The sequence below is a fragment of the Thiobacillus sp. SCN 63-57 genome, from assembly GCF_001725555.1.
In the GTDB taxonomy this organism is placed as follows: domain Bacteria; phylum Pseudomonadota; class Gammaproteobacteria; order Burkholderiales; family Thiobacillaceae; genus Thiobacillus.
Map to the genome: position 1 here is coordinate 52,072 of NZ_MEGP01000021.1, position 25,240 is coordinate 77,311.

The window sequence follows — 25,240 nt, forward strand, 5'->3', positions numbered from 1 at the left end:
AAATGACGGAGCCCATTGAAGTGGCATAACTCATGCCGCCGCCAGATTCCCGGCGAGCAGCCGTTTCAATTCCGGCACGCACGAGCCGCACTCGGTGCCGCATTTCAGCGTGGCCTGCAGCGCCGCCAGATCGGCCCCTGCCGCGATCGCAGCGACGATATCGGGCTCGGCCACATTCAGACAGTTGCACACGATGCGGCCGCGGCCGGCCCCGCCGACAGGCGGACGCGCCACCGGCGCCAGCATCCAGTTGCGCAGCGAAGCGGCATCCACGCCTTCCACGATGACATCCCGCAGCCAATCGAAGGCGGCCGTTTCACCGGTGAGCCGCGCGGCGACGACCTTGCCCGACTCGACGCGCACACGTTTGGAAATGCCGCGCGGACTGTCCTGGTAATGCATCACCGCGAGCGGATCGTCCAGCCCAAGCGCGGTATCGAGCGCCGCCAGCAGTCCATCCGGCAGCGGCTGCGTATGCGCCAGGCGCAAGGTCAGTACGTCGCGCTCGCGCCCCGCCAGCCCGGCGGCCGCGTAATCGCAGGCACGCAGCAACGGTTGCACGGCGTCGAGAAGCTTCGCGCCGTCGCCCACCGCCAGCGCGGCCATGCGCCAGGGCAGCTCGGCCTTCGCCACCTGCACCGCGGCATGTTTGAGTTCGGGCTGCTTGGACATCGCATCGAAAGTCGGCAGGGTCAGTGCATTGATCCCCAGTCCGCCCATGAAACGCGCGCCCCAATGCATCGGCAGGAAACACTGCCCGGGACGCAGGCTGTCGCTGGCCTCGACCGCCACCACCACGTCGCCGCGACGGCTTTTCACGCGCACCAGATCGCCTGGGTTCAACCGGCGCAGTTCCATGTCGCGCGTTGCCATCGACAGCAGCGGCGTGTCGGCATGGGCGAACAGACGCGCGACGCGGCCGGTGCGGCTCATCGCGTGCCACTGGTCGCGCAGGCGGCCGGTATTGAGGTGCAAAGGATAGCGCGCGTCGATCGCCTCGGCCACCGGGCGATACGGCACGGCGTGGAAATGCGCGCGCCCGCTGGCGGTGGGATAGACGCCGTCGGCGTACAGGCGCGGCTGGCCGACCGACGCGCCCTCGGGAAATGGCCATTGCTGCGGCGCCTGATCCAGCAATGCATAGGACAGGCCCGTGATGTCGAGATCGCGCCCGCGTGTGGTTTCGCGATGTTCGTTGAACACGGCTTCGGCGCTGTCGTAGGGAAACAGCCGCGCGCCCTCACCCGGCATCAGCCGGTGTGCAAATTCAGTTGCGATGACCCAGTCGGCGCGGGCCTCGCCCGGCGGCGCCACGGCGGCGTGGACACGCGAAATGCAGCGTTCGGAATTGGTCATGGTGCCGTCCTGCTCGCCCCAGCTGGCCGCCGGCAGCAGCACGTCGGCAAAGGCCACGGTCTCGGTATCGGCAAACGCCTCCTGCACCACCACGCATTCGGCTGCCTGCAGGGCATCATGGACCAGACGCTGATCAGGCAGCGATTGCGCGGGATTGGTGCAGACGATCCAGATCGCCTTGATTTCGCCGCGGCGCACGGCCTCGAACATTTCCACCGCGGTCTTGCCCGGCGTCGCCGGCACCGCGTCCACGCCCCACAGCCGCGCGACCTCGGCGCGGTGCGCGGGATCGGCAAGATCACGGTGCGCCGACAGCAGGTTGGCCAGCCCGCCGACCTCGCGCCCGCCCATCGCGTTGGGCTGGCCGGTGAGCGACAGCGGCGCCGCACCCGGCTTGCCGATCTGCCCCGTGGCCAGGTGCAGGTTGATCAGCGCGGCGTTCTTGTCGACGCCGCAGCTGGACTGGTTGAGCCCCTGGCAATACAGCGACAGCGTCGGCCCCTGGGCGAACCAGCGCACCGCCTGAACGATGTCGGCCGCCGCCACGCCGCAGATCGGCGCCATTTTTTCCGGCGTGTAGTCGCGCACCTGGTCGCGCAATGCCTCCCAGCCTTCGGTGTGCGCGGCGATGGCCTCGCGGTCGATCCGCTCCTCCCACAGCATGACGTTGAGCATGGCGTGATACAGCGCGACGTCGGTACCGGGCAGGATCGCGAGATGCAGGTCGGCCTCGGCCGCGGTGTCGGTGCGGCGCGGATCGACCACGACCAGCTTCAGGTCCGGGTTGGCCTTGCGCGCCGCCTCGATGCGGCGGAACAGGATCGGATGCGCATAGGCCGTGTTCGATCCGGCGATGAAAATCGTCCCGGCGTGATCGATGTCGTCGTAGCAGCCCGGCGGCGAATCGGCACCCAGCGTGACCTTGTAGCCCGCCACCGCGGACGACATGCACAGGCGCGAATTGGTGTCGACGTTGTTGGTGCCGATCAGCCCCTTGGCGAGCTTGTTGAAGACGTAATACGCCTCGGTGGTGAGCTGTCCGGAAATATAGAACGCCACCGCGTCGGGGCCGTGTTCCTGGATGACCGCACGGAATTTCTCGGCGACATGATCGAGCGCCGTGTCCCAGCCCACGCGCTGGCGCGGCGCGGTCCTGTCGGCCCGCAGTTCGGGATACAGCGCACGCCCGCTCGCAGCCGCCGACAGGGCGAGCGTCGCGCCCTTGGTGCAGAGTTTGCCCCGGTTGGCCGGATGCGCGGGATCGCCGCGCACGCCTACGATCTTCCCGGCGTCGGTTTCGATCAGCACCCCGCAGCCGGTGCCGCAATAACAGCAGACAGATGAAACGACAGACATGATAACTCCTTGCCCTGTCCGTCAGCAGGGTCTGTGCCAAGGCGATACTGCGTAATGAATTCAAGGATTTGATGACGTTCCGTAGGGCGCGATATGGGGGGTACGCTCAACTGCAGTGCATGGATGGGGGGATACGCTGCAAATTGGTGCAACGGGTGGCAGTCCGAACGCAGACGATCAGGCAAATAACTGCGGTCAGTCGCCATCGGCCGAGGTGGACGCGCAATTCCAGGCGAAGAATGCGACTGAACCTGGGAGGACGTCGCCGTTTGGCATATAGAACAAACGGAGTTATTGGCTATAAAGAGACTCGGCAATTCGCATATGCCGCCCAAGAAAACAGAATGGCATTCGTTCCCGAAAACAATGAAACAAGGAGGCCGGAGTGAACAGTAAAGATTTGATCGTGAATTGACCCATCCTTCTCTTTATTTCATTCGAATCACGCAAATCCATGAAGTTAGTCAGATTTCATTCATGGTGCCCGATACCACGCTTGGCCGGCGGTCGGACTCTGCGAGGTTTCGTCGCGCGGGCGGTGCAGATGGAGGGCGTCGCATCGCGGCATCTTCCTGCAACGCAGGAGCGCGGCGATCGTTCAAACACGGCGGCAAGCGTGCCGAGGCCATTCTTGCACGGCCCCGGCGGGCATCGCCCAACGAGGAGTTCTGCGATGTCTACCACAATCGATTCGATGCGCGTCCTGGCGCGCGCGTTTGCCGGCGCGGCCGGCCTCATGCTTGCGGGCGCTGTCTGGGCACAGTCACCCCCGCTCGGGCCGCCGCTCATCACCGTGGACAAGACCGATCTGAGCGCGGGCGTGCTGACCGGCATGGTGAACCTGCAAGTCAAGCAGGTGGTGGACGAAAACAATGCCAGCCTCGCGGCGCACGGTAAGGACGCCCGCGTGTCCGCCGGGCCGGTGCAGTTCAATTCTCCCTACATCATTGCCACACAGCACACCAACCAGCCCAACGAATGGATGGTCACCCTGCCGGTCATGATCAACATCCACGTGCATGTGCCGCACTGGTTCGATCGCGACGTTTTCGTTCCGCTCAATCTGAACGTGACTTGCAACGGCTGGCAGACGGGCGTAGGCAATCTCAAGGTGGATCCGCAGTTCGGGCCGCCCAGTTTCGAGGGCGGCAGTTGGGTCGAAGACGCGCCTGGTCTGGCCCTGATCAAGGATGCCGTGAATGCGCAAGTGCGCAACAGCTTCAACCTGCCGGCCGCCATGTCGCAGCTCCTCAGCCCCTGCGTCAGCCTGGGCGTGGCGCAGGGCACCGGTCCCAACGATAAGTTTGCGGCGATCCTCTTCGACCTGCCGCCGACAACCGGCGGCGGCCCTGCCCGGGGGCATCTGGGCGACGTCACCGGGGCGCTCAAACCTCACATCACCGTGACCTATATCAGCCTCAAGCGACTGGTGGCGCATGCCCTGCCCGGCGGCACCGTCCTCTATCAACCGACAGAAAACATCGTGCTGGACACCTATGCCGATTTCACACAGCGCGTGAGCTCTGCACTCACGCTCAAGGAAAACGACGTCGTGACCCTCAATATGCCGCCCGCCGTGATTCAACCGCCCTTGTTCGACAAGCTGGTGGTCATCGCCAATGTCAATCAGGAAGGCGCGAGCAGTATCCAGGACAGCGCCTTCGACGTCTTCCCTCAGACGGCGAACTATGGCCCGGGTCGCCACACGCTGCAAATCACCAAGACCTATAGCCAGCCGCCCGGCCCCGGCCACACCAAGCCGCTCATCGTGCACGTTCCGGCCTACGAGCTGACCTATGACGTGAGCTATCAGGGCGTGCCCGTGATCAGGGTTCAATGAGGCAGGCGGCATCGCAATATCGCTCAGGATCGCTAGGACTGTCTCATGTTCGGCCAATGGCGCCGCCGGCCTCTTAACCTCTGCGTCCGCGGTATCCGCAAAACCGGCCGTTGACGTGCCTCTCGTTCCTGAACGACTGCTTTACCTGGTTCAGACGTCAGAACCCGACCCGAAGCAGCCACACAATGTGTCGAGTGATGCCACCACGAGGCCCGGAGGCGGTTCAGCCCTAAATCGCGCTGTCATGCTTTGGTGTTGGGTTTCGAAGGTACTTATTCAGCGAAGCCCCCAATGCCTCCCGACACGGTGGAGGCGCCGAACCGCCCCAGCCCCATTTCCACCAGCCCCTCGGGACGGCGCAGCAGAAACAGGGCTTCCAGCCCCATGCGCTGTGCCAAGCCCAAGCCTTCTGCGGGGCCGGCCACCAGCAGTGCGGTGGCCCAGGCGTCCGCGTGCATGCAGGTGCGCGCCAGCACGGTGACCGATGCGACGGCATTGTTCACGGGCGCAGCGCGGCGCGCGTCCATGGTGTGTGCGAGGCGCGCATCTGATGTGGCCACGGCCAGGTCCTGCAGTTCGATCACGCCGTGCACCGCGCGAAGCCCGGTCTCGGGCTGCTCCAGCGCCACGGCCCAGGGCGCACCGCTGGCTTGGCCGCCCACTGCGCGCAGCTCACCATCAAGTGCCACCAGCGCATGCTGCACCCCGTGCTGCTGCAGCACGGCGACCATGCGGTCTACCGCGTAGCCCTTGGCAATACCGCACAGGTCGAGCTGCAAGGGGGCGCGCTTGCGGGCGCAGCCCGCAGGCCGGTCGAGTTCCAGGCACGCGTGCGTCGGGCGCGGCGCGAGCTGGCGCGCGGTGCGGATCGCCTCAGCGTCGGGCGCATCGCGCACCGCGCCAAAGCCCCAGGCATCGACCAGCGCGCCGACGCCCGGGTCAAACGCGCCGGCACTGAGGCGGTGGATATCGAGCGCGCAGGCCAGCACCTCCAGCATTTCGGCGGGCAGTTCGACCCACGCGTCCACGGGCGCACGGTTCAGGCGCAGGAGGTCGCTATCAGGCTTCCAGGGAGACATCTGCTCGTCCACCTGCTGCACTGCGGCGGCGAGGTCCCGGCGCAGGGCCGCCAAGTCCAGGCTGGCGTCGGCGTCCACACTGGCGGACCAGCGCGTGCCCATGGTCGGGCCATGCAGGGTGGTCCGCTTGCAGAGCACAGCCGGTTCAGAACACGTCTTCGGCATAGCGTTCCTTCGCTTTGAGTTGCGATACGCTCAACTGCAGCGGCGCCAGCACGGCGTCCAACGTCTCGGCCACGTCGCGCGCCATGGCGCGGCTGCCGCAGACACGCACGATGGCGCCCTGGGCCACCAGGTCGCGCAAGCGCTCGGCGTCGCGGCGCAGGGCGTCCTGCACATAGCCGCCCCCCTCCGGTATGCGCGAGAATACCGTCTCCACACTGGCCAGGCGTCCTTCGCCGAGCCAGTGCCGGATCTCGGGGCCGAAGTAAAAATCCCGCGCAGGGTCGCGCCCACCAAAGTACAGGTGCATCGGGGTGTGCCGGTCGTTGCGGCGGATGAAGCCTGCCAGGGGCGCCACCCCCGTGCCCGCCCCGATCAGCAGCACGGGCCGCCGCGTGCGCGGCAGCGCAAAGCCAGGGTTGGATCGGATGAACGCGGCGATGTCGTCGCCCGGCTGCAGGCCCAGCAGATGCGTCGAGCACAGGCCGCCGGGCATCTGGCGCACGCAGATTTCCAGAAACCCGTCTTCCCAGCCCGACGCCAACGAGTAGTAGCGGGGCACCGCCGAGCCCGGCGGCACGATGCCCACGAGGTCGCCTGCTGCAAAGTGCGCCAGACCGTGCTTGTGCAGGTGCTTCCCACCGCTCTGCGTGGGCCACGCAAAGCGCAGGATCGCCGTGGGCTGATCGACGAGCCCCGGGTAATCCTGGCGCGTCACGAGCGTAAGCGCCGTAGTGGGCGGCATGCGCGGCACATGCTCCAGCACCAGGGGTTCGCCGAGCGCCTGCGCCAGAGCCTGGCCCCAGCGCGCGAACTGCTGGCTTGATTGCTGGTGGACGCACTCCAGCGGCAGCAGCGCGGGCCAGCCCTGTGCACGCAGCGTTTTCTCCAGCGCCTCGGCAAAGGCGCAGAAGGCCGGGTATTGCCGGTCGCCAAAGCCCAGCACCGTCACCGGCACTGCGCTGGCGCCGAGTTTTGCCATGCGCTCCAAGGCGTGGCTGGCGTGGGCCGGGGCCTGGCCCTCGCCATAGGTTGCGGCGAGCACAAACACCTGCCGCGTGGCGGCCGTGGTCTGGAAAAGCTCCAGTGCGCCGGTGTACACGCGGTGACCGTTGTGGCTCAGCGCATCGTGCAACGTCTGGGCAAAGCCCCACGTGCTGCCGCCTTCGCTGGCAACGAAGATGAGCACGTCGGCCTGTGCCAGAGGGCTGTTGCCCGTGATGTGCGGCGCCTGGCGGCGTGCCTGCCACCAGATGAAGATGCCCGACAGCCAGAACAACAGCACGCTGGCGCCCACGAGCGCGAGCACCACGGCCCAGGGCCAAGCCCCTTCACCCGTGTGCAGCGCCAGCGCCCAGTCGTAGATGCGCTGCGCCAGGGTGACGTCCTGCCAGGCCAGCGTCTTCCCTGAGTAGCGGTCGATCCAGCCTTCGCCCTGGCGGGTGGCCACCTTCCAGGTGTCTTCAGGATCGGCAGCGTCCGGGAAATTCAGCTTGCGCAAATCCCGCACGGAGAGGTTTTGCAGCATGGCAAGCTGCCCCACGGGCAGGGCCGTCTGGCCGGAGGCCACGGAGACCACGTCGGGCTCGGTCCCGGCGTCCAGCGCCACCAGTCCCAGGGTCGAGGCGCTCATGGTCAGCGCCGTGAGCGACGTCAGGCACAGCACCGCCAGCACCACCCGGCCCGTGACCACGTGGATGCGCTGCGCCAGCGAGCCACGCACCCGTGCCGCCAGCCGCCGCCAGCCGCCCATGCGGCGCAGCAGCAGTACGAGGGCCGAGACGCACAGCACCCCCATGGCCAGCGCAATGCCCGCCGCCCCCCAACGCCCGGCGTCGCCCAGGAGCAGCGAGCGGTGCAGATTCTTCACCCAGCGCGGCAGTGCCGAAGGCTGCCAGGCGCCCAGCACCCGACCATCGGCTGGGTCAACGTAGGACGCCCGCGCCTGGTCGCCGTCAAAGCTGAACACCGCGATCGCACCCGAGGGCAGGTGTCGAATTTCCTCCACGCCCGGGACGGTGCGTGTCACGCGCTCCACCAGCGTGGCCACCGACAGCTCGTCCGGCGCGGCGGGTGCCTGCCAGGCCTGCTGCACCGGATCGAATGCCAGGATGGCGCCGGTGATGCCCAGCACCACGGCCAGGGTGCCTATCGTCAGGCCCAGCCAACGGTGGATTGACTTCCAGTCCATGCGCGCGTCCTTTACCGCAGTTGGAAGGTCAGCGTCTGGATGTACTGTTTGCCGGCCTGCGGTTTGCCGACGTTGCCGGTGGACAGCGGCACGCGCACTTCCGACGGGCTGTCGCGCATGTCTTCCACGGCCGCGTCAATGCGGATTTCGTAGCCTGCGTCAATCAGTGCATCGGCCAGGTCGGCCGTGACCTTGAGCGTGCGCCCCGCGCCCACACTGGCGCCGGTCACGCCATTCAAACGCTTGGCGTCACCGGCGGACAGCCGATTCCAGTTCGACAGGTGTTTGTAGTACTTGGCCTTGCCGCCGGCCACCCACAGCGTGCGCACATAGGCGCCCTTGGCGTCGGTCAGGTACGCGGCCAGGTAGGCGCCGTCGCCGCCGTAGTTCTTGAGCTGGGCGGTCAGCGTGAGCTGGCGGCTGTGCGCCAGGGCGGGAACGGCCAGCGCGCAGGCGGCGGCCAACGTGGTCAAGAGAGGTTTGGACATGAGGGTTCTCCAATTGTGGGGATTACTCGGTCTGGCCGCGCGGTGCGGTGCCAGGGGTGAATGGGGGCGATGGCGCGGCGGCGCCGTCTGGTTGCGGCGCGGCGTGTTCACGGTCGCGCTCTCGGGAACGCTGGCGGTTCCCTTGCTTCATCTTCAATACCTTCAGGGTTTCCGGATCGATCTTGGCCTTGAAGATGCGGCCCTGGGCGTCCGTGCCGCGAATTTCGTAGCAGCCGTCGTCGATCTTCAGCCGCTGGATCTGCCAGCCCTGCCGGGCTGCCATCTGCCGCACGGCCTCGCGCGATTGCCAGCGATCCACCGGCGCATCGCAATCGTCATCGGCCAATGCGGGCAGGGCGGCCAGGCCAAGTGACAAGGCCAGCAAGCCACGGCGCAGCGAGGATTGCATGACAAACGATTTGCGATGCGGGTGTTTCATGGAAAACTCCTTTTCACTACGTCAGCGCTTATATCGGCTTACGGCACCACGTCGAACTCACACAATAGGCCAGGAGCGGCCGGTCGGGTCCGCCCTGCCTCCCTTAGCGGTCAACGTTTGACATGGGAGGGTCAGGCGGCGTCGGTTGCCTTATGGTTGCTACGACGCTCAGCACCCCGGCAATATTGCATGGCTTCATGATTCTTCCTTTCGATCGAGCCCAGTCGACGCTGACTGTCCAGGCACTCTGAACTTCAAAACTTAAGACAGCCTGAACGCACGTCTGGGTCCCATGGGCCGATGTCGTTCTTCCAGAAGCCGTAGATCAAGCGGTAATCACCATTTTTAGCAGTCGCCAGAAGTGGGGTTAAGTGGCACTGATTGTCAGATGGCCGGTTATTACATCAACGGACGGTCGATGAGCACGCCATGACCCGCCGCTTCGGGTCGAAAGTACGCGTTCGCTGCATTGGAAATGCCGCCGTTAAGTGTGCACGTCTGACCTGTGACTGCTCAAGGCCTGCGGATGAAAGTTGATCAGAACCGGCTACCCGAAATGGCCGATTACTTCTGACTACTGGGCAGGGTTGATACCTGGAAGCGGTTGCCGCCGTTCCGTTTGGCTTCATACATCGCCTCGTCGGCATGGCGGATCAGTTGCGTGTAATCGTTGGAGTGTTCGGGATACAGCGCGATGCCGATGCTCGGCGGGGCGTGTACCGTATGCCCGGCCAGGTCGAAAGGCCGGTCGAGGGCCACCCGGATCTTCTCGGCGACCACTTCGGCGCACTCCGGAGGGGAAACGCCATTGAGCAGCACCAAGAATTCGTCGCCACCGACGCGGCCGATGGTGTCCGATTCGCGCACGCACTGTCGGAGGCGATGGGCGACTTCCTGCAGGAGGAGGTCGCCGACTTGATGTCCAAATACGTCGTTTACCTGCTTGAATTTGTCGAGGTCGAGATAGAGCAGGGCGAGCGGGGTCCGAAGCCGCTCTGCACAGCGCAGCGCGGTCTGCAGGCGATCGTGGAACAGTTCGCGGTTGGGTAGGCCGGTCAGCGGGTCGTGGCGTGCGATGTGCTGCAGCCAGGCTTCCATCTGCTTGCGTTCGATCACGGGCGCAACCTGGTTGGCGACAAACTGCAGCAGTTCGACATCCTCCAAGGTATAGCGGGCCTCGGCGTGATAGTTCTTCACCACGAGAGCCCCGATGACGCCCTTTTTCGCATTGAGTGGAACGCCCAGCCAGTTCAATGAATGTCCCTTGGCATCGGGCGTCAGCAGCAGGATTTGTCCGCCCCGGATGATCTCTTCGATCAGGGCGGTTGTAGCCGGTTCCATGTGCGACGAGTCGTGCTCATCGACCAGATACGGAAAGCTCAACGCAGCCTTGTCTTCATCGTAAAGCGACACGAAGAAATTGGCGGCGGGCAGCAAGCCACCGATGATCTGGTGGATTTGCTGAAACAGGGTGACGAGATCCTCAGCCCAGTGCGCAGCCTCGGAAATGGCATACAGGGCCGCCTGCATGGAGTCGGCGCGCTTGCGTTGGGTCACGTCGCGCGCCACGGCAACCCGCACCTGATCCGTCTCGGACCATCGGGCCGACCACATGACATGGACGATCTGGCCGTCCTTGCGCACATAGCGGTTCTCGAAATGGGGCTGGGGGTGGCCGGCGACAATCTCGGCCGCGGCCTGCAGCGTCCGCGGCCGGTCTTCATGGAATACAAAATCGATCATCGGCTTGCCGATCATCTCTTCAGGGGTGTAGCCGAAGATGCGCTCGCACGCGGCGCTGACGAACACAAAGTGTCCCTGCACATCCACGACGCAGATGGCGTCGAGCAGCAGGTCCATGACGTTGTTGAGGGAAACGGGGCTATTCGGCTTCATGCAATCGCATCATGGGATGGGCAGCCGATCCGGATCGGTCATAAGGGCTTCATTGTTGCTGCATAGGATTTCTCGCTGCATATCCTGTCGAGTCACGGATCGCTCCCTGGAGCAGCTTTCAGGCTGCCCCTATTCTAGCCTGTGTGGCCGCGAACGCAGACACGCTGCCAGCGGCCGGGTAACGCGAATGACAAAAGTCACTCCACAATAGAAGATAGCCGTATTTGTATTGTCCCCGACTATTCGTTTCAACCCATTCATTTAGTCCGGAATAACCATGCCTTGTTCACACGATACGGTCGCCCAGGCCCGCGCCATTCTGGCCGGGGCACAGGAAAAAATCGACAGGCTCCGCAGCATGCAGCCGTATCTGATCGACCTGTCCCTGCGGGAGAACCCCGTTGGCGCACACATAGGCCAGACGCTCGCAGACAAGCTGGCCATTCTCCCCAGGCTGCGCGAGTTCGGCTTCCGCAACATCCTGCTGGGTACGCTGGATTACGCCATGCCGGATGAACTGGAGGTCGACGACGATTTCATGATGTATCTGCGCGACCACCAGCTCGATATGAACGGCTGCTTCGCGTTCACCGACATCGGCATTGCGGCGGCCGACGGCACGTTCACGCCCTCGCCTTCGCAGCGCAAGCTGCAGGCCTATGGCGTACCCAACACCCTGCATGAAATCTATCTGAGCAAGGCAGGCATGGCCGGGCAGTATGACCTGGAGACACTGCGCCGCAGCCTGCCGGCCAGCATCGCGTGGCTCAACGCCAACATCCGCGGCGACGACGGCGGCCAGCCACGCATCCTGATCAATATCGTGGACGGCTGCGATGCCTTCGCGGAAGACCCCGATACGGCCTGTTCGATCCTGAGCCTGCTGGCCGAGCAGGCCATCGAAGGCATCAGCATTGAGGATGACCGCGGCACCTACCTGCCCTTCCAGGTGGGCGCGTTCGTCGCGGTGGCCCGCAGCTTCCTGCCACCGCCGCTGAAACTGCTGGTGCACATGCATGCCGGCGGCGGCTTCGAGAATGCGTCCGTGATTGAAGCGCTGCTCAACGGCGCGGATGGCGCCTGGGGCGGGCTGCCCAAGCGGGCGGCGATCATCGGCCATGCCTCGCTGGGCGAATTGATCGCCAATCTGGTGCGCGTGGGCAATCCCCACATGCAGGCGAGCTACCGCCTGGACCAGCTGCTGCAGCTGGCCACACGGCTTCAGGTGCTGGACGAGGAGGAGCCGGTCCCCGACGACCTTCCGATACTGGGCAACAACGCCTACCGCCTGCCGCTGAGTTTCTTCCGCCAACGGGCGGGGCGCTTCATGGACCTGCCGCCGGAAGCCATCGGCGGCGCCTACCGGTATCGCATCTGTCCGGTCGTCAGCGATGCGGCCGTGATCGCCGGGCGCCTGGCGGAGGTCACGGGCCAGGCAGCGGAAAGTTTCCCGGAAGCCGTGCTGAACCGCATGATCCGGCTGATGCGCCGCGACCTGCGCGCCGGGAAACGGATCGCCTACGACGAGCCGGTGCAGCTGATACAGCTTTTTGCTCGCGCTTCGCAACGCTGAGGTGTATGGTCACCTCCCGGGCGCGCGGAAACCCCCGCCTCGATGCGTCGTTGTATGCTGAACGGTGCGAACATATTCCCCTGCAGATCGGGTGCCTCCACAATGACTGACAGTTCAAAAGACACGGAAATCGACAGTGCGGTCTACAAGACCCTGCTGGAATCGACCAAGGCCATCCCCTGGAAGATCGACTGGCACACCATGCGTTTCGCCTACATCGGGCCGCAGATCGAAAGCCTGCTCGGCTGGTCGCCGGCAAGCTGGGTGACCGTGGAAGACTGGGCGACCCGGATCCATCCCGAAGACCGGGAGCGGGTGGTGAATTTCTGCGTCGCGCAGTCCAAGGCCGGAACCGACCACGAAGCCGACTACCGCGCCCTGACGCAGAACGGCGATCACGTCTGGATCCGCGACGTGGTGCACGTGGTCCGCAACGATGCCGGCGGGGTCGACGCCCTGATCGGATTCATGTTCGACATCAGCGAGCGGAAAAAGACCGAGGAACAACTGGTCGTCCTGCAGAAGGAACTGGAGGCGCTGTCCTTCAAGGACGGCCTGACCGGCGTCGCCAACCGGCGCATGTTCGACACCATCCTGGAAGAGGAATGGGCCCTTGCGCGGCGCAACAACCAGCCGCTGTCGGTCATCATGCTCGATATCGATTACTTCAAGCAGTACAACGATTGCTACGGACACATCGAAGGGGATGCCTGTCTGAAACGGGTCGCCCAGACCCTGAGTTCGGCCGCGACCCGGTCGCGTGATCTCTTCGCCCGCTTCGGCGGGGAGGAATTCGTGCTGGTGCTGCCCGGAACCGACGAAGGATCGGCGGCAAAGATCGCCGAGCGCTGCCGCAGCCTGATCTTCAAGGAACAGATCCCGCACGCGCAATCCCCGGTCAGCCAGATCCTCACCGTCAGCCTCGGGGTCGGCACGATCATCCCCTCGCACCAGGACGACCCGCTCGCGTTCGTCGAAACGGTGGATAAGCGGCTTTACCAGGCGAAGCAACACGGCCGGAACTGCATCGTCAAAGGCAGTTGATCGCGCTTTTTCAGCGCGCATCGAGGCTTGAGCGCCCCGCCGTCAGCCCGTCCCCCTCTCTTCACAATACTGGATGCAATAAGGGGATGCATGGGTCTTGATTTGGCGGAATATGTATCTAGATTGGAAATGTAGCCGCAGTTGCGGCCGAGTTCGTTATCAGACAATCCGTTTGAAAGGAGACCATCATGGCCAATCTCTCACGTTACGATCCGTTGAATCTCGCCCGCATCGATCCCTTTGGCGACATCGACGACCTGCTCAAGGGCTTTTTCGTGCGTCCTGCGCTCTTCGAAGGCCAGCCGCAGATGCAAATCAAGATGGATGTGAAGGAAAACGACAATGCCTATACCGTGCATGCCGACATTCCGGGCGTGAAGAAGGACGACATCCACGTCAGCATCGAAGGCAACCAGGTTTCGATCAGCGCCGAAACCAAGATGGAGAAAGAAGAAAAAGAGGGCGAGAAAGTGCTGCGTTCGGAACGTTACAGCGGCAAGGTGTCGCGCAGCTTCACCCTTGCCCATGACGTCGACGAAGCCAAGGCCCAGGCCAAATACAACGATGGCGTACTGGAACTGACCCTGCCGAAGAAGGCCGTCAGTTCGGCCAGGAAGCTGGCAGTCCAGTAAGCTCCGCCACGGAAGCCCAGCGCGGCGCCCTTCTTGAGGCGCCGCTTTTTTTTTGCCTCCCGCCCCTTTCCTATCCCGCAACCGGATCATTCATGGAAATCCTGCTTCTGACCGTCCTGATCGTATTGAATGGCGTGTTTGCCATGTCGGAAATCGCATTGGTGACGTCGCGCCGGGCTCGACTCGCGCGGCTGGCCGACGAAGGCAATCGGGCGGCGTCCGTCGCCATCCAGCTGCACGACGACCCGACGCGTTTTCTATCGACGGTCCAGGTCGGCATCACCTTGATCGGCATTCTCAACGGCATCATTGGCCAGGCTGCGCTGGCTGGCCCGTTGTCGGCCTGGCTGCAGACGCTGGGCATGGGAAACGAAGCGAGCGGGATCGTGGCCACTGCGCTGGTCGTGATCCTCATCACCTATGTCACGATCGTGATCGGCGAGCTGGTGCCCAAGCGCATCGGCCAGATCGATCCCGAGCGCATGGCCTGCCGCCTCGCCCGACCCATGCAATTGCTGGCGCAACTGGCTCGACCGTTCGTTCGCCTGCTGTCGGCCTCCACCGATGCGCTGCTGCGCCTATTCGCCCGACGATCGTTCGCGCGCGAGGACATCATCGAGGAGGAAATCCATGCCTTGCTGCAGGAGGGGTCGGATACCGGCGAAATCGAACGGCAGGAGCATGAGATGGTGCGCAATGTATTCCGTCTCGACGATCGCCCGATCGAGTCGCTGATGACACCACGCGCCGACATCGTCTACCTCGACACCACGCTTCCGCTGGCAGACAACCTTCGCCGCATGGCCGAATCGGAGCACACCCGTTTCCCGGTCTGCCGTGACGGGCTCGACGAGGTGCTGGGCATCCTCAGTGCCAAGCAATTGCTGGACGCGATGCTGGCCGGTTCGTCACCCGGCCTGGAGGGTCCACTGCAGCCCGCCGTATTCGTGCCGGAACGTCTCAGCGGCCTGGACCTGCTGGAACAGTTCCGCGCGTCCGACACCCACCTGATGCTGGTCATCGACGAATACGGCGAGATCAACGGCCTGGTCACGCTGCAGGATGTGCTGGAGGTGGTTACCGGCGAATTCAAGCCGCGCAGTGCGGACGAAGCGTGGGCGGTGCAGCGCGGGGACGGCTCCTGGCTGCTCGACGGTCTCATCCCCATTCCGGAGCTCAAGGACCGGCTGGGCCTGAGAAGCGTGCCGGAAGAGGAACGCGGCCGCTACCACACGCTGAGCGGAATGGTGATGTGGCTGTCCGGGCGGCTGCCGCAGACGGGCGACGTGCTGACCTGGGAGAACTGGCGGCTGGAAGTGGTCGACCTCGACGGCAAGCGTATCGACAAAGTGCTGGCCACGCCGATCGCGTCCATCGAATCGCCGCCGCCCGACACGCCTGGCGGGCCAACCTGATTCCGGCTACTGGGCGGGCACCACGACCGGCCTGTCACGGTAGGGATAATTCTTCAGACGCGTGTCCGTGCGCACGTGGGGCTGGGCGAGGGTCTTGGCCGGGTCGATCCAGTCTTGCCACTTGAAGTTCTCGATGACCTTGGCCTGGTAGCTTTCTTCAAGCGGATGCTCGAGGATGTCGTTGATATGCGCCCATTGCTGATAGCGCATGAGATCGACCTGGTAAGGCGTTGGGTTGCCACCGGCTTTTTTCACCACGGCTTTCAGCGCCTCCACGTCCTTCATCGTCACCTTGGGCTGCCAAGTCACCTTGCCGGGCAGCATGACCGGCTCGCCGGGAATGTTGTTGATGCCCTCCTTCCACGTCGCGAGCACCGCCACCTGGGTGTCTTCGCGGTACAGGACGATGGCATGGCTGTAGCGCTTGTCCCTGAAAAACCCCAGGTTGCCGTATTGCAGCCGCGCGCCGGTGAGGAAGGCCACGGCATCCGACCAGCAGGGCGACTCGCCGCTGATGCCCCAGAGCACGCTGCGATCGATGATGCCGTCCGGGAAGAGGATCTTGAACGCCACCCAGGCGGCGTTGGCCGCGCTCGTCGTTCCTTCGCAGTCGTGGCCGTGGAAACGAACCAGATCCTTGAGCGTGACCGGATAGGTATACGGGTAGTAACGGCCCTGTGTGCCTTGCGTGGCCAGCATCTCGAAAACGGGGGCATAGGGTTTGGCGACCATCGACGCATACCAGGTCGGATTGCGGTCGGGGGCTTCGACGCCGGTCTCGACGAAGATCGTTTCGCCTTCCTTGTAGGTGGGTTCCGCTGCTTCGGCCCCGGCCACGCAAATGAATAAGCCCAAGGCCCACATGGATTGCTGGAGAAATATGCGCATGACTTTATCTCCCTGGTTATGGCCGGCGATTTCGATCGCCGTTTGCGTCGTGGGTCCGATCAGGCCCTTCCGCCCTGCACCACGAGCAATTCGCTCCACGGCGCCACTGGCGGGCACGCCTTGTTCAAGCAGCCTTGTCCAAGATGTTCCGGAGAGCAGGAAATTAGCCACGCGCACAGTCAGGCTACGCATAGGCAATCTCGCAAGCAGCACGCACCCCGTGGCCTGTCTGCCAGCGCGCGCCTTGATAGGCGCCGCTTCCGCTTTTTACTCTTCTCCTTGTATAGCAGACTGGACCGGTTGAGCCAGCCAATGGCAAAGCGGCGGGACAGTACATGGTCCAAGCTGGCGTCGGCGAACGGCAGTCGCACGCATCGCCTGCCACCCAACTCAATACCGGGCGGCTGCGAGCGGGCGCGGCTGCACGGCGAAGCCGGCAAACAGGGCGATAAGGACTTTGTTCATGGCAGCTTTCTTGCGGGCAGGCTCAAGCGTCGGCAGGGTTGAGGCGAGGATGGGTCTCCTCGCACGTCATCAGGACGATGAGGCCCGATATGAACATGGCGGCGGCGGTGAACCAGAAGCCTGATTCGATGCCGCCGAACAGCGCGGCCACCGCGCCCAGCAGCAGCGCGCCGATGCCGTAGCCGAGGTCGCGCCAGAAGCGGTAGATGCCGATGGCCGAGCCGCGCCAGTTGGGATGCGCGATGTCGGAGACGGCGGCAGACAGCGTCGGGTACAGCAGCGCCATGCCGAAGCCCATGACTGCGGCAGCGAACGACCACCACAGCTTGCCCTCGCCCAGCATCACCAGGGCGACGCCGGCGCCGCACAGCCACATGCCCCAGACGATGGGCTGCTTGCGGCCCACACGGTCGGACAGGTGGCCGGTGAAGAACTGCGACATGCCCCAGACGAAGCCGTAGATGCCGACCACCCAGCCGATGCCGGGCAGCGACAGGCCCCGCTGATGCAGGTAGACCGGAAAGAACACCCACACCAGCGCGTCGACGAATTTCTCGACCAGCCCGGCCTGGCTGATCGACGCCATGCGTGCATCTCGCCAGGACATCAGGGTGAACACGTCCCAGGTGCCGGGCTGGTCCGCGATGTTGGCGGGATAGCGCGGCTTCGGGCCGGTCATCTGCCCGGCGGCGTGCTTCTTGCCCTCAGCCTGCGCCCACGGCAGCGTGTCCTTCACCCACAGCAACGTCAGCAGGCCGGCCAGCAGGATGACGGTAAGGCCAAACAGCATCAGCCCCTCGCGCGGCCCAAAGGCGGTCGCCATATAACCGGTGACGATGCCCGCGACTGCCACGCCGAAGTAGCCGGAGAATTCGTTGAGACCGATGGTGAGCCCGCGCTGGCTGGCGCTGGTGAGATCGAGCTTGGAGGTCTGCGTCATCGACCAGGTGAGGCCCTGATTCACGCCCAACAGCACCGTCGCCGCCACGATCCAGTTCCAGTTCGGCGCATACAGGATCATGAAAGGCATCGGCACCGCGACGAGCCAGCCGATGAACAGCACTTTCTTGCGGCCCATGCGCTCGGACAGGCGTCCGGCGACGAAGTTGAGCGTGCCCTTGACGAAGCCGAAGGCGGTGACGAAGGCCATCAGCATCATGAACGAGCCCTTGGCCACGCCGAATTCGGTTTCGGCCAGCGCCGGCACCACGGTACGGAACATACCGATGGTGAGGCCGACCAAGAACACCTGCACCAGCTGGTGCGAGAACTGGGCGAAATTATGGCGGATGCCGTAGCGGTACTCCGCCACGTCCTGGGTTAGCAGCATGGTCAGTTGCCCAGGTTGAAGGCGACCATACGATCCATTTCCGCAGGGCGCGGCGGAATGGCTTCGGTCAATGCGGTAACGAACGCGTCCCGGCTCATCGCGAGCATGGGGTTCCAGCGCTTCTCGAAGCCGATCGTCGACATCGGCTTGCCCGACATGCCGGCGCCGCAGGCGCTGCCCGAGGTGTGGCCGGGATAGAGTTCGACCTCGGCTGGCAGCGTCAGCAGGCGCTGGTGCAGCGTGCCGTAGAGCTGTCCTGCCATCTCGATTTCCTTGCCAGCGAGATCGGGCCGTCCGGCGCTGCCGACGAACAGGGTGTCGCCGGTCAGGACGAACCATGGCGTCTCGGCGCGGCGCTTGTCGGTGACCAGGAGGCAGATCGAATCCGGCGTATGGCCGGGGGTATGCAGCACGTCGATGAAGACGTTGCCCACGTCGATGCGCTGCTTGTCCTTCAACGGCTCGAACGGGTATTTCACGCGCCCGGCGTTCGCCTCGTGCAGGCAGTAGACGGCGCCAGTCTTCTCGGCGAGCGCACGGCCGCCGGAAAAGTGGTCAGCATGCACATGGGTATCGATCACGTGGGTGATCTTCACGTCCTGTTTCGCTGCCTCCTCGAGGAACCACAGCTCATCGCCCAGAACGGGATCGACGACGACACCGACATGGCATGAGCCGCAGCCGAAAAAGTAGGACAGGGTAGCGTCCTTGGCCAGCAATTGACGGAAAAACATGGAAGTCTCCTGGAGTATTGTGTAAGCGAAAGGCGGTTTACGACTCGGCCAGCGGCAATCCGGCCGCCTGCCATTCGGGGATGCCGTCGGCGATCTTCTGCGCGCGATAGCCGTGCGCCTTCAACAAGGACACCGCCTCCGCGGACATCATGCAGAACGGTCCGCGGCAGTAGGCGACGATGTCGCGGTCGGCAGGCAGTTCGGCCAAGCGCTGCTTGAGTTCGGACAGCGGCAGCGAGCGTGCGAACGGCAGGTGACCGCTGGCATATTCGGCAGAGGGGCGCACGTCGATCACCACCACGTCACCGCGCCGCGCTTTTTCCATCAGCGAGCGTCGCGTTTCGGCATCGAGCTTTTCCGGCGCGGCAAAAATCCGCTCCATTTCCACCTTGAGTTCGACCAGATGCTCTTCCGCCACTGTACGCAGGTTGACCCACAGCGCGCTGACGTCCTCGCCGGACAGCCGATACGCGATGAAGCGGCCGTCGCGCTGCGCCTCGACCAGCCGCGCAGCCTTCAGTACCTTTAGATGTGCGCTTACCAGCTTGATGTCGATGCCGGCTTCGGCAGCAAGCATGTCGACGGTTTTTTCGCCCTGCGCCAGGATTTCCAGCAGCTCAAGTCGCTTGGGGCTGGAAACCGCCTTGCCGATGCGGGCAACTTGCTCGTAGAGCAGATCCTTGGTTTGTCGTGAAGTCATAAAACGAACATTCTCACGACTATTAGAATATTGCAAGCGGTACCGCTCAGGTGTGAAAAACAAGGCAGGACACGCCCGCCCATCCCAAATTGATTTATCGCAATAAGAATTGCATCTATGGTGTGATATACACGGCCCGCCCGGCCGCAAACCACATAGAAACAGCGCCCGGAACGATGTTCACAAAACTAAAGAATGGAATTTGATGTATTCAGGTAGTCGATTGCATGATGGCCCCTTGGGCGGAGGAGTCGCCCCATGAAACCAAACTGCACCAATCCCGAATGGGTCGGCCGCGCGAAATGCGCCATGTGCGACGTACGCAACTTCGTCCTGTTCTCGGGCCTGTCCATGAACGAGTTGGATACGATCCTCCAGCCCATCGACAATCTGCATGTGCCCCAGCATGCCGTGCTGTACGAGCAGGGAGCGACAGCGCCCAGCGTCTTTACCTTGCGCCACGGACTCATCAAGCTCAAGGTCGATCTGCCCAACGGCGGACAGCGCATCGTGCGGCTGTTGCGGCCGGGCGACGTAGCCGGCATGGAAACCCTGGTGGGCGAGCGTTATCACCACACCGCCATCGCCCTGCAGGATGCCGATGTCTGCCGCATCCCGCGCGAGGTCGTCATCCAGCTCGACAAGACCAACCCGAGCGTGCACCAGGCCTTGCAGCAGCGCTGGCAGCGCTCGATCGACCAGGCCGACCATTTCATCGTGGCACTCTCCACCGGCCCGGCGGAAGCCCGCATGGCGCGCCTCCTGATCACCCTCGGCTGCGACGGCACACTCTCCGAGACGCTGTTGCCCAGCCGCGAGGACATGGGCGCCCTGCTCGGCATCACGACTGAAACCGCCAGCCGCATCATGGCCGAGTTCAGGCGACGCGGTCTGATCCATATCGAAAAAGGCGGCTGCATCGACTACGACTACAACGGATTGACGCAACTGGCGCAGAGCTGAATGGCCTGTTGCCTAATTGATACATTTGTCGCATTGACAATTCTCAATTCTGGCAAATCACGCAAATTAATCTCTTAGAATTGGACCCGATTTTGCCTGATCCGCTGAAACCCCAATAACGAAAGGGGAGGCGCCAGCAGGCAGTCTGCCCGGAGAATACGTATGAAATATGCTTTGAAGCCGCTAGCCGCATGCATGGCCACCCTGTTTGGCGCCGCATCGTTCAACGTGTGGGGTGCACCGCCGACCACGCCCCCGGTCCAAACCCAGAACCAGACCCCTGGCGGCGCCCAGATCGGCGCGCCCGTCGCCACGGTCCCGACCGTGCTGGCGACCCGCCCGATGACGTCGGTCTTCCCGACCCAGCCGAACGAGTTTCCCGGCATACCCTGGGGCTCGTTCCTGGTGTTCCCCGAAGTGTCGCTGGCCGCCACCTACGACGACAATATCTACGCCGAGCGCCCCTACACCGCCCCGCGCACCTACGTGACCGATGACGTGGTCTACACGCTGTCGCCGTCGATCGCGCTCAAATCCAAATGGCAGCAACACGCGCTGAACTTCGATGCGGGCGGCGATTTGGACCGTTACCGCAACCACGACTCGGAAAACGTCAACGACTACTGGCTCGGTTTCGACGGCCGCTATGACCTCAGTCCGACGACCAACGTGTTTGGCGGCGCCCGCCATTCGCGCGATCACGAAGACCGCTCCACGCCGGGCAGCAATATCGGCCAGATCAAGCCCACCCTGTACGACCACGACGAAGCCCATCTCGGCGTGGCCCACGCGTTCGGTGCCTTCCGTCTGCGTCTTGGCGGCACCTACGACCGTTACGACTACAAGAATGGTGCGCTCATCTCCGGCCTGCCGACCAACAACGATTATCGGGACCACAACCTGAATTCGCTGGGCGTACGCCTGGGCTATGTTCTGTCCCCCCGCTACGAAATCTTTGGCCAGGTCGCGACCGACAACCGCCGTTACGACAACCTGATCCCTGGCCAGACCTTCAATCGCGATTCGGACGGTTACCGTGCCGCGGCCGGCGTGAAATACACCTTGCAGCCACAGCGCCTGACGGGCGAAGCCTTCGCCGGCGTGATGGGCCAGAATTTCGACTACAGCGGGTTCTCCGACATCACCAAGCCGTATTTCGGCTTGCTGACCGTCTGGAAGCCGACCTCGCTGACAACCGCGACCCTCTTCATCGACCGCTCGCTCGAAGAAACCACCGTATTCAGCGGCCCCAGCTATGCCTCCAGCTCGACCGACACGACCTACGGCTTCGAGGTCGAACGCCACCTGACCAGCAAGCTGTCGGTCAACGGCCGCGCCGCCTACACGCATAGCGACTTCAACGACTTCGCCCGCGTCGACAAGATCGTCGACGCCGGTGCCGGGCTGCGCTACTACGTGATGCCCAACGTCTATCTGGGTGCCGACCTGCGCATCATCGACCGGGCCTCCAGCGACATTGCTGCGCAATACAGCCGCAACCAGATGCTGGTCAGCGTCGGCTACACCCCGGCGCGCAACCGCGACTACGCCATCATCCCCGAACGCGAGGCCGGCGCCCCCGAAGCGCCGCGTGCGCAAGGCGTGTATTCCGGCTTCTACCTGGGCGCCCAGCTGGGTCATGGCGGGTTGACCACGGCAACCTGGGGTCCACGCGGCGGCGGCGGCAGCGACACCGCCGGCATGGGCGGCTTTGGCGCCAGCTACGCGCTGTTCGGCGGCTGGGGCACCGAGATCGCCGACAACTGGTATCTCGGCGTCGAACTCGACGGCGGCGACAGCAACGCCAACTGGAAACACCGCAAGATCAAGAACGACGCCCCCACCGTATTTGTGGACAAGGACAGCAATTATGGCCTGAGCCTGCGCGCCGGCTACCTGCTCGACGGCGGCATACTGTACGGCAAATTCGGCAAGGTGCGGACCGATTTCCATACCTACTACACCGAGAACCAGTTCAGCACGGGCGCCTACGACCGGGATCAAACCCTCACCGGCAACCGCGTCGGGCTGGGCCTTGAAATCCCGGCTTCGCGCAATCTGTTCGTGCGCACCGATTACAGCGTCACCCGCTATGGCAGCTATGACGTGCCCTATCAGTCTTCCGGCGGCGGCGCGACCACGACAGAGACCTTCAAGACCGGCGACGCCGTCTTCAGTCTCGGTCTCGGCTGGCGTTTCGGCGGTCAGCGTCCCCTCGTCGCCACACGCCCGGCCACCGAACTGCGCGGCCTCTATATGGGCGCCAACCTCGGTCACGGCACCCTGGGTAGCCGGCTGACCGGCACCCAGTACGATAGCGGTGTCGGCCCCTATGACTTCACCGGCGACTTCGCCCGCTCCGGCTTCAGCGGCGGCTTCTTCGCCGGCTACGGCTATACCTTCAGCCAGATCTATGTCGGTCTGGAACTGGAGGCGGAGGCGGCCAATTTCGGCTGGGAACACGAACGGGATACCGCAGGCTCGGGCGGCCGTGACTTTGCCTCGGAGAAACGCGGCGGCTATGGCGGCAGCATACGGATCGGCTATGTGCTGCCCAACGGCAGCCTGCTCTACGGCCGCATCGGCTAGGTGCAGACCCGCTTCAATACGTTCTACAGCCGGGGCGCCGGTACGCCGGTCAACCAGAGCGACAATTTCGACGGTACACGCGTCGGCCTCGGCGCCGAGATTCCGGCCTCGCGCAACACCTTCGTTCGCATGGACTACAGCTATACCCGCTACAACGACGCGTTGACAGTCAGCCCTTCGCAACCGACGGCGGACATCATGCGCTTCGACAACACGGAAACCTTGGCCCGCCTGGGCCTCGGCTATCGCTTCTAACTTACTGAATCCTAGGAAAATTTAATGAACGGCCATTGCGAAAAATCAATGGCCGTTTTAAAGAGACCTGCTAGTCTGCAATTGTAGTGAACGCAATTTTGGCCCGGTCGAAAAACCGGGCGCAAAAGATCAAGGTCATCAAATATGGAGAGATACATGACATACCCCACATACAATTTCAAAAAACTGATTCTGGCAGGCGGCACCATGTTTGCCATGCTGGCTGTACCACTGGCCGTCAATTCGGTCACCGGTCTGGATCTGGGTGTGATTTCGGCCGCCCATGCTGTAGATGATGGCGGTTCCTCCAAGAAGGGCGGCGGCCACAAGGGCAAGGCAGGCAGCCAGAAGGGTGCCCAGGGCAAGGGTGGCGAGGCGAGCAAGAAGATTTTCCGCATTCCAGCCGCAGAAGAAGACAGCGACCGTCCGGTGTGGGCGGGCGTGAAGGGCGGCAAGTCCGGTGGCGGCGGCAAGCCGGTCGGTGCGGGCACCAAGAAGGGCGATCTGTTCGGCGACATGGTTGTCGTGCTGCGCGATGCCAACGGCGTGCCCATCTTGACCTCCGACGGCCTGGTTCAGGTCATCGCCTACGTCTACGATGCGTCCGGCAACCTGGTTCCGCTGAAGGATGCCTCCGGCAATCCGGTGGTGATTCCCTATGTGGACGGCGAACTGGCCACCACCATCAACGGCGTGCCGGTCTATTCGGCCGAGGTCGATCTGGGCCGACTGAGCGTGGCGCGCGCGCCGGACAAGGTGCTGCAGCATTCGCTGGATGAAGCACTTGCCAAACTCACGACATCTGGCGCGGTGATTGCGCTGGACGCCGCCGGCCGCCTGACGGTAAACGGCACGGCCATCGATTCGCCGCTGGAAAACCTGGCGCTGTATGACACCTACATGAAGACGGGTACGTTGCCGGGTGTAACGTTGCCGGCCAACTTCAATCCGGCTGCGCTGCTGGCCGCGGCTGCGGACAAGACCGGCAGCATCAGTGTGGATACCGTGGTCTACATGGACTCCATCCTGGGGATCAATAGCGGCACTACGTACTATGACTTCTCCTCCGTCAACTACGACCGCTACACCACCTGGAAGAATGCAACCGCAACCGTGCTGGTGCTGCAGCCGGATGGCGTGACGTACAAAGCGGAAACGGTGAATCTGTACGACGCGGTGTTCAACAGCACCAACTGGACCGATCCGACGCCAGTCGGTGGCGCGGACGACTTCGCGACCGCTGCGGACGATTATCTGAAGGTGATCGAGTTCGTTCACGACAACGGCGTTCGTTGATCGCTTGACCGGGCGGTTCGCCGCCCGGCGTTTGCACACGCAACAGGAGTTTTGATTCATGAATGCTTACAGCAGATGGGCAACGATGGTGTTGCTGGCTGCAACTCTGACAACGGGAAGCGTAGTCACGTATGCAGCCGAAAGCCATACCGACGGCCATTCCGATAGCGGCCATTCTGACGGCAAGAAGGGTCCGAAGTACATGGGCGGCGGCAACAAGGGGGGCAGCCACAGCAGCAGTGCCCACAAAGGCGGCAGCTCGCACCATGACAGTTCGGAGGGCGGCAGCAAGTCGACGGAAAGCAAGATCTTCCACGGCAAGTCCGGCGGCCACGACGAGGCCAGCACCGAAGCCGGCCATGAGAGCAGCGGCACCGAGCACACGCATTGATCGTGGATTCGTTGCAGGACAAAGGGCACACGGTTCGTGTGCCCTTTTTTTGTCCCGCCCCCCTGACACACACTGCCACACACTGATGCCGGCAGGACACACGCCCGACACCCCTTCTGCCTAAGATGCTTTCCATCGGCCGGCGCGAACAGCGCGAT

At 63.6% G+C, this 25,240-nt stretch carries 20 protein-coding genes; 10 read left to right on the forward strand and 10 right to left on the reverse strand.

All coding sequences use genetic code 11. The annotated features are described in order from the left end of the window. Positions 1-30: 30 nt before the first annotated feature. Positions 31-2,712 (reverse strand): nitrate reductase, encoded by a 2,682-nt coding sequence (locus tag ABT23_RS09815; protein WP_296634375.1) that lies wholly within the window; start codon positions 2,710-2,712, stop codon positions 31-33. A gap of 673 nt (positions 2,713-3,385) precedes the next feature. Here ABT23_RS09815 and ABT23_RS09820 point away from each other — a divergent pair. Further along, the gene (locus ABT23_RS09820) at positions 3,386-4,552 is read left to right on the forward strand and encodes a hypothetical protein (RefSeq protein ID WP_296634377.1); all 1,167 of its coding nucleotides are present in this window, start codon (positions 3,386-3,388) and stop codon (positions 4,550-4,552) included. Between the two features lie 272 nt (positions 4,553-4,824). Here ABT23_RS09820 and ABT23_RS09825 read toward each other — a convergent pair whose 3' ends face one another. The 5 genes from ABT23_RS09825 to ABT23_RS09845 form a co-directional block, all read right to left on the reverse strand. Beyond that, entirely contained in the window at positions 4,825-5,733 is a 909-nt protein-coding gene (locus ABT23_RS09825; RefSeq protein WP_296634379.1) for an FAD:protein FMN transferase, read from the reverse strand. Positions 5,734-5,776: 43 nt separating this feature from the next. After that, complete coding sequence (locus ABT23_RS09830) at positions 5,777-7,984, reverse strand: PepSY domain-containing protein (RefSeq protein WP_296634381.1); 2,208 nt, start codon at positions 7,982-7,984, stop codon at positions 5,777-5,779. Between the two features lie 11 nt (positions 7,985-7,995). Continuing rightward, entirely contained in the window at positions 7,996-8,472 is a 477-nt protein-coding gene (locus ABT23_RS09835) for a DUF2271 domain-containing protein (RefSeq protein ID WP_296634383.1), read from the reverse strand. Between the two features lie 22 nt (positions 8,473-8,494). Next, entirely contained in the window at positions 8,495-8,911 is a 417-nt protein-coding gene (locus ABT23_RS09840) for a PepSY domain-containing protein (protein WP_296634386.1), read from the reverse strand. A 564-nt stretch (positions 8,912-9,475) separates the two neighbouring features. Further along, a complete protein-coding gene (locus ABT23_RS09845) occupies positions 9,476-10,807 on the reverse strand; it encodes a diguanylate cyclase (protein WP_296634389.1) in 1,332 nt (443 codons plus the stop codon). Between the two features lie 277 nt (positions 10,808-11,084). On the opposite strand from ABT23_RS09845, the gene ABT23_RS09850 reads away from it, so the two are divergent. From ABT23_RS09850 to ABT23_RS09865, 4 genes are all read left to right on the forward strand, one after another. Next, positions 11,085-12,380, forward strand: a complete 1,296-nt coding sequence (locus ABT23_RS09850) for a homocitrate synthase (RefSeq protein ID WP_296634392.1) — start codon at positions 11,085-11,087, stop codon at positions 12,378-12,380. 102 nt (positions 12,381-12,482) lie between these two features. Continuing rightward, positions 12,483-13,424, forward strand: a complete 942-nt coding sequence (locus ABT23_RS09855; protein WP_296634395.1) for a sensor domain-containing diguanylate cyclase — start codon at positions 12,483-12,485, stop codon at positions 13,422-13,424. 188 nt (positions 13,425-13,612) lie between these two features. After that, complete coding sequence (locus tag ABT23_RS09860; RefSeq protein ID WP_296634397.1) at positions 13,613-14,056, forward strand: Hsp20/alpha crystallin family protein; 444 nt, start codon at positions 13,613-13,615, stop codon at positions 14,054-14,056. Positions 14,057-14,148: 92 nt separating this feature from the next. Continuing rightward, positions 14,149-15,471, forward strand: coding sequence for a hemolysin family protein (locus tag ABT23_RS09865; protein ID WP_296634399.1), 1,323 nt, complete (start codon positions 14,149-14,151; stop codon positions 15,469-15,471). Between the two features lie 6 nt (positions 15,472-15,477). Here the strand turns inward: ABT23_RS09865 and ABT23_RS09870 are convergent, their stop codons facing one another. From ABT23_RS09870 to ABT23_RS09885, 4 genes are all read right to left on the reverse strand, one after another. Continuing rightward, positions 15,478-16,359, reverse strand: a complete 882-nt coding sequence (locus ABT23_RS09870) for a formylmethanofuran dehydrogenase subunit E family protein (RefSeq protein WP_296634402.1) — start codon at positions 16,357-16,359, stop codon at positions 15,478-15,480. Positions 16,360-16,846: 487 nt separating this feature from the next. Then, a complete protein-coding gene (locus ABT23_RS09875; protein WP_296634404.1) occupies positions 16,847-18,154 on the reverse strand; it encodes an MFS transporter in 1,308 nt (435 codons plus the stop codon). 2 nt (positions 18,155-18,156) lie between these two features. After that, a complete protein-coding gene (locus tag ABT23_RS09880; RefSeq protein ID WP_296634408.1) occupies positions 18,157-18,888 on the reverse strand; it encodes an MBL fold metallo-hydrolase in 732 nt (243 codons plus the stop codon). A 37-nt stretch (positions 18,889-18,925) separates the two neighbouring features. Continuing rightward, entirely contained in the window at positions 18,926-19,588 is a 663-nt protein-coding gene (locus ABT23_RS09885; RefSeq protein WP_296634410.1) for a metalloregulator ArsR/SmtB family transcription factor, read from the reverse strand. 258 nt (positions 19,589-19,846) lie between these two features. On the opposite strand from ABT23_RS09885, the gene ABT23_RS09890 reads away from it, so the two are divergent. From ABT23_RS09890 to ABT23_RS09910, 5 genes are all read left to right on the forward strand, one after another. Beyond that, positions 19,847-20,551: a Crp/Fnr family transcriptional regulator gene (locus tag ABT23_RS09890; RefSeq protein WP_296634412.1), complete on the forward strand. Its 705-nt coding sequence runs from the start codon at positions 19,847-19,849 to the stop codon at positions 20,549-20,551. Positions 20,552-20,713: 162 nt separating this feature from the next. Next, complete coding sequence (locus ABT23_RS09895; RefSeq protein WP_296634417.1) at positions 20,714-23,140, forward strand: outer membrane beta-barrel protein; 2,427 nt, start codon at positions 20,714-20,716, stop codon at positions 23,138-23,140. Further along, positions 23,141-23,395: a hypothetical protein gene (locus tag ABT23_RS09900; protein ID WP_296634420.1), complete on the forward strand. Its 255-nt coding sequence runs from the start codon at positions 23,141-23,143 to the stop codon at positions 23,393-23,395. Between the two features lie 156 nt (positions 23,396-23,551). Next, complete coding sequence (locus ABT23_RS09905; protein WP_296634422.1) at positions 23,552-24,691, forward strand: hypothetical protein; 1,140 nt, start codon at positions 23,552-23,554, stop codon at positions 24,689-24,691. A gap of 58 nt (positions 24,692-24,749) precedes the next feature. After that, a complete protein-coding gene (locus tag ABT23_RS09910; RefSeq protein WP_296634424.1) occupies positions 24,750-25,082 on the forward strand; it encodes a hypothetical protein in 333 nt (110 codons plus the stop codon). The last annotated feature ends 158 nt before the right edge of the window (positions 25,083-25,240 follow it).